We start from the raw sequence: 221 nt of genomic DNA, 5'->3' as shown, positions 1-221 counted from the left end.
CATCCTGTTCGGCCTGTCATTGCTCCCGATCGCGTACGGTGGCGGGCTCCGGATGCGTGACCCGACGGAGAACATCGCCTTTGAGCGGAAGGAGCTGACCGAGGCGCTGAACCTGCGCCGCGGTCAGCTCCTTCCGCTCAAAGGCGATGTTCTCCGTCGGGTCACGCATCCGGAGCCCGCCACCGTACGCGATCGGGAGCAATGACAGGCCGAACAGGATG

General features: G+C 65.2%; 1 protein-coding gene. It reads left to right on the top strand.

What is annotated here, in order from left to right:
• Nucleotides 1-205, top strand: a 205-nt coding sequence (locus EXE48_RS19535; RefSeq protein WP_206750435.1) for a hypothetical protein, incomplete at its 5' end; no start/stop codon positions are given.
• Between the last annotated feature and the right edge of the window lie 16 nt (nt 206-221).

Origin of the sequence: Halorubrum sp. ASP1, assembly GCF_005435135.1 — an archaeon.
Lineage (GTDB): Archaea > Halobacteriota > Halobacteria > Halobacteriales > Haloferacaceae > Halorubrum > Halorubrum tropicale.
Note: the sequence above shows the minus strand (reverse complement) of the source record. Positions and strands in the feature narration are given on the sequence as shown.